Below are 4461 nucleotides of genomic sequence, written 5' to 3'. Positions count from 1 at the left end.
ACCGCGCGCTTCGCCCCGGTGGACCTGAAGGTGGACGTCTCCAAGCTGCCGGACGCGGAGAAGCGCGCCCTGGCCAAGGTGCTCCAGGCCGCGAAGCTGATGGACCCCCTCTTCCTGCGCCAGGCGTGGGCGGGCAACGAGGCCCTGCTCCTGGACCTGGTGAAGGACACCACTCCGCTGGGCAAGGAGCGGCTGCACGCGTTCCTGCTCAACAAGGGCCCCTGGTCGCGCCTGGACGAGGCGAAGCCGTTCCTGCCCGGCGTGCCGGCGAAGCTCGAAGAGGGGAACTTCTACCCGGCGGGCGCCACCAAGGCAGAGGTGGAGGCGTGGGTGAAGGGGCTGCCGGAGGCGCAGCAGCACGAGGCCACGGGCTTCTTCACCACGATTCGCAAGGGGCCGGACGGCAAGTTCGTGAGCGTGCCCTACAGCGTCGAATACCAGGGCGAGCTGGGCCTGGCCGCGCAGCTGTTGCGCGAGGCGGCGGCGCTCACCCAGCAGCCCACGCTCAAGGCCTTCCTGGAGAAGCGCGCGGCGGCGTTCCTGTCCAACGACTACTACGCGAGCGAGGTCGCGTGGATGGAGCTGGACGCGAGCGTGGAGCCCACCGTCGGGCCCTACGAGGTCTACGAGGACGGCTGGTTCAACTACAAGGCCGCGTTCGAGGCGTTCATCGGCGTGCGCGACGACGTGGAGACGCAGAAGCTGGCGAAGTTCAGCGCGGAGCTCCAGGAACTGGAGAACAACCTCCCCATCGAGCCGGCGCTGCGCAATCCGAAACTGGGCGCGCTCGCCCCCATCCGCGTCATCAACAGCCTGTACTCCTCCGGTGACGGCAACCGGGGCGTGCAGACGGCGGCCTTCAACCTGCCCAACGACGAGCGCGTGGCGGCGGAGAAGGGCACCAAGCGCGTGATGCTCAAGAACGTGCAGGAGGCGAAGTTCCAGCGCGTGCTGCTGCCCATCGCGAAGGTGGCGCTGCCCGCGAAGGACCGCAAGGACGTGGCCTTCGACGCCTTCTTCACGCACATCCTCATGCACGAGCTGATGCACGGCCTGGGGCCCCACAACGTCACCGTGGCCGGGAAGCAGACGACGGTGCGGCAGGCGCTGCAGGCGTCCTCCAGCGCGATCGAGGAGGCCAAGGCGGACATCTCCGGCCTGTGGGCGCTCCAGCGACTGGTGGACAAGGGCACCCTGGACAAGTCCCTCCAGCGCACCATGTACACGACGTTCCTCGCGTCCGCGTTCCGCTCCATCCGCTTCGGCATCGACGAGGCGCACGGCAAGGGCATCGCGCTGCAGCTCAACCACTTCCTCGACACCGGCGCGGTGAAGGTGAACGCGGACGGCACGTTCGAGGTGGTGCCGGACAAGATGCAAGCCTCCGTCACCTCGCTGACGAACCAGCTCATGGCGCTCCAGGCCAAGGGCGACCGCGCGGAAGCCGAAGCGCTGCTCGCGAAGCAGGGCGTGGTGCGGCCCTCCGTGCAGAAGGTGCTGGAGCGGCTGAAGAACGTGCCGGTGGACATCGAGCCGCGCTACGTCACCGCTGACGCGCTGGTGCGCGACTTCGGCGCGCCCGCCGCCGCTCCCACGGCGGCCGGCACGAAGTAGCGTTAGGCAAGGCCCATGGCGCTTCAGTCCCACCCCCGTCCCGTGCCCCCCGACCCGTGGGGCACCGTCCTGGCGCTGAGCGTCCTGGGCGCGTGGGGTGGGCACCTGGCGTGGCTCCTGGCCGGCCCCGCGCGGCCGTGGGACTCACCGCTCACCTGGCTGCACGTCCTGCTGCAGATGTGGCTGTCCACCGGCCTCTTCATCACCGGCCATGACGCCATGCACGGCACCGTGTCCCTGCACCGCCGGGTGAACGCGGCGGTGGGCACGGTGGCGTGCTTCCTCTTCGCGGGCCTGTCCTACCGGCGGCTGGTGGTGAACCACCGCGCCCACCACGCGGACCCCACGGGGGAGCACGACCCGGACTTCGCCACCCGCACCCAGGCCTTCTGGCCATGGTTTGGCACCTTCATGGTGCGCTACACGACGTGGCCGCAGCTCCTGGTGATGGCGCTGAAGTTCAATGCCCTGCTGCTCCTGGGCGTGCCCCAGGCGCGCATCCTGGGCTTCTGGGTGCTGCCGTCGGTGCTGGCCACCGTGCAGCTCTTCTACTTCGGCACCTGGCGGCCCCACCGGCGGCCGGACACGGAGGCCATGGCGCCGCACCACGCGCGCACCCTGCCGCGCAACCACGCGTGGGCGCTCCTGTCCTGCTTCTTCTTCGGCTACCACTGGGAGCACCACGAGTCCCCCGGCATGCCCTGGTGGCGGCTGTGGCGGGTGAAGGACGCCCGGCGGTAACCGGAAGGGCGGCTGGAGCGTTATAGAGGGGCCATGCGCGACAAGCTCCCCCCCGAGCCCCCTGGCTCCGAGGTAACGCCCGAGAAGCTCTACCTGCGCCGCCGCGAGCTCATCAAGAACGCGGGCCTGTTCGCGGGCACCGCCGCCGTGGTGGGGGGCGGGCTGTACCTGCTGGGCATGAAGCGCACGCGGCCCATGGACGGCTTCGTCCCGGACGCGGGCGCGGTGGCGCAGCCGGTGGCCCCCGCCCAGGGCGCCTTCGACACGTCCGAGCCGCGCACGTCCTACGAGGACATCACCACCTACAACAACTTCTACGAGTTCGGCCTGGACAAGAACGACCCGGCCCGCCGCGCGCACACGCTGAAGACCCGGCCGTGGACCGTCGTCATCGACGGCGAGGTGCACAAGCCGCGGACGGTGGACGTGGATCAGCTCATCTCCAGCTTCCCCCTGGAGGAGCGCGTCTACCGGATGCGCTGCGTGGAGGCCTGGTCCATGGTGATTCCGTGGCTGGGCGTCCCCCTGGGCAAGCTCTTGGAGCAGGTGCAGCCCACGTCCTTCGCGAAGTACGTGGCCTTCACCACGCTGGAGGACCCGGAGCAGATGCCCGGCCAGAAGAGCCCGGTGCTGGACTGGCCCTACGTGGAGGGCCTGCGCCTGGATGAGGCCCTGCACCCGCTGACGCTGCTGGCCACCGGCCTGTACGGCAAGCAATTGCCCGCGCAGAACGGCGCGCCGCTGCGGCTGGTGGTGCCGTGGAAGTACGGCTTCAAGGGCATCAAGTCCATCGTGCGCATCTCGCTCACGCGCGAACAGCCGCGCACGACGTGGAACCTGGCCAACGGGCGCGAGTACGGCTTCTACGCCAACGTGAACCCGGCGGTGGACCACCCGCGCTGGAGCCAGGCCTCCGAGCGCCGCATTGGTGACAGCGGGCGGCGGCCCACGCTGCCCTTCAACGGCTACGCGGAGCAGGTGGCCGACCTCTACCGTGGCATGGACCTGAAGCGGGACTTCTAGCGCATGGCCTCCAAGCAACCCTGGCTCAACCCCGCCGTCGCCCTGGGGGGACTGGCCCCGCTCGTCCAACTCGCGGTGCAGGGTGCCCAGGGGCAACTCGGGGCCAACGGCATCGAGTTCGCCCTCAACCAGACGGGCCTCTTCGCGCTGGCGATGCTGCTGGCGTCGCTGGCGTGCACGCCCGTGCGGCTCGTCTTCGGCTGGACGTGGCCCGCGCGCATCCGCCGCACGCTGGGGCTGCTGGCCTTCGCGTACGCGGGCGCGCACTTCCTCACGTACGCGGTGTTGGATCAGGGCGTGGACGTGCGCGCCATGGTGGAGGACGTGGTGACGCGGCCCTTCATCACCGTGGGCTTCACCGCGTTCCTGCTGCTGGTGCCGCTGGCCCTCACTTCCACGAACCGCCAGGTGCGCAGGCTGGGCTTCCCGCGGTGGCAGCGCCTGCACCGGCTGGCCTACGTGGCCGCGGTGCTGGGCGTGGTGCACTTCGTATGGCGGGTGAAGAAGGACGTGACGGAGCCGGCGCTCTACGGCGCCGTGCTGGCGCTGCTCCTGGCCGTGCGCGTGGGAGAGGCCGTGCGCAAGCGCCGGGCCCTCGCCGCGCAGCGCACGGCGTGAGGCGCGGCGCGTCGCCTACTTCGCGGCGCGGGGCAGCGGGAGGATGGTGTCCACCAGCGTCATCAGCTGCGCGCAGCTCACGGGCTTGCGCACGAAGGCGCTGATGCCGGCCTTCTGACCCAGGGCGCGCACCTCGGCCACGTTCGGGTCGCCGGTCATCATCAGGATGGGGACCTTGGAGAGCTTCGCGTTGGTGCTGGCGCGAACCTGTCCGGCGAAGTCCGCGCCGTTCATCCCGTCCATGTGGAAGTCGGTGAGGATGAGGTCCACCGGCTCCGCTTCCGCGACCTTGAGGCCCTCCTCCGCGGACTCGGCCTCCAGGAACTCGAAGCTGCGGGCCATCAGGTAGATCTTCAGCAGCGTCCGGATGGAGCGGCTGTCGTCCACCAGCAGCACGCGCTGCGGACCGTTCCCCGCGGCCGTACGGACCGTGGGCGTGCTTCCCGTGGGGCGGGACGGCACGGG

Annotated in this window: 5 protein-coding genes; 4 read left to right on the top strand and 1 reads right to left on the bottom strand. The window is 70.2% G+C overall.

Going from position 1 to position 4461, the window contains the following annotated elements; translation table 11 throughout:
- The 4 genes from D7V93_RS38840 to msrQ all read left to right on the top strand — a co-directional run.
- On the top strand, window positions 1–1614 hold a 1614-nt coding region (locus D7V93_RS38840; RefSeq protein WP_120648108.1), incomplete at its 5' end, for a DUF8614 domain-containing protein.
- A gap of 15 nt (window positions 1615–1629) precedes the next feature.
- A complete protein-coding gene (locus tag D7V93_RS38835) occupies window positions 1630–2355 on the top strand; it encodes a fatty acid desaturase (protein ID WP_120648106.1) in 726 nt (241 codons plus the stop codon).
- A gap of 33 nt (window positions 2356–2388) precedes the next feature.
- On the top strand, window positions 2389–3378 hold the full coding sequence (gene msrP / locus D7V93_RS38830; RefSeq protein WP_120648105.1) for a protein-methionine-sulfoxide reductase catalytic subunit MsrP: 990 nt from the start codon (window positions 2389–2391) through the stop codon (window positions 3376–3378).
- Between the two features lie 3 nt (window positions 3379–3381).
- Entirely contained in the window at window positions 3382–3996 is a 615-nt protein-coding gene (msrQ, locus tag D7V93_RS38825) for a protein-methionine-sulfoxide reductase heme-binding subunit MsrQ (protein ID WP_120648104.1), read from the top strand.
- Between the two features lie 15 nt (window positions 3997–4011).
- On the opposite strand, the gene D7V93_RS38820 is transcribed toward msrQ, so the two are convergent.
- Window positions 4012–4461: response regulator (locus D7V93_RS38820; protein WP_372338406.1), on the bottom strand; the 450-nt coding region annotated here is incomplete at its 5' end.

The sequence above is a fragment of the Corallococcus llansteffanensis genome (genome assembly GCF_003612055.1).
GTDB lineage: Bacteria > Myxococcota > Myxococcia > Myxococcales > Myxococcaceae > Corallococcus > Corallococcus llansteffanensis.
Note: the sequence above shows the minus strand (reverse complement) of the source record. Positions and strands in the feature narration are given on the sequence as shown.

Excerpts from the sequence above, each read along its gene's own strand:
- msrP (WP_120648105.1), top strand. The coding sequence starts at position 2,389 with ATGCGCGACAAGCTCCCCCCCGAGCCCCCTGGCTCCGAGGTAACGCCC.
- msrQ (WP_120648104.1), top strand. The coding sequence starts at position 3,382 with ATGGCCTCCAAGCAACCCTGGCTCAACCCCGCCGTCGCCCTGGGGGGA.
- D7V93_RS38835 (WP_120648106.1), top strand. The coding sequence starts at position 1,630 with ATGGCGCTTCAGTCCCACCCCCGTCCCGTGCCCCCCGACCCGTGGGGC.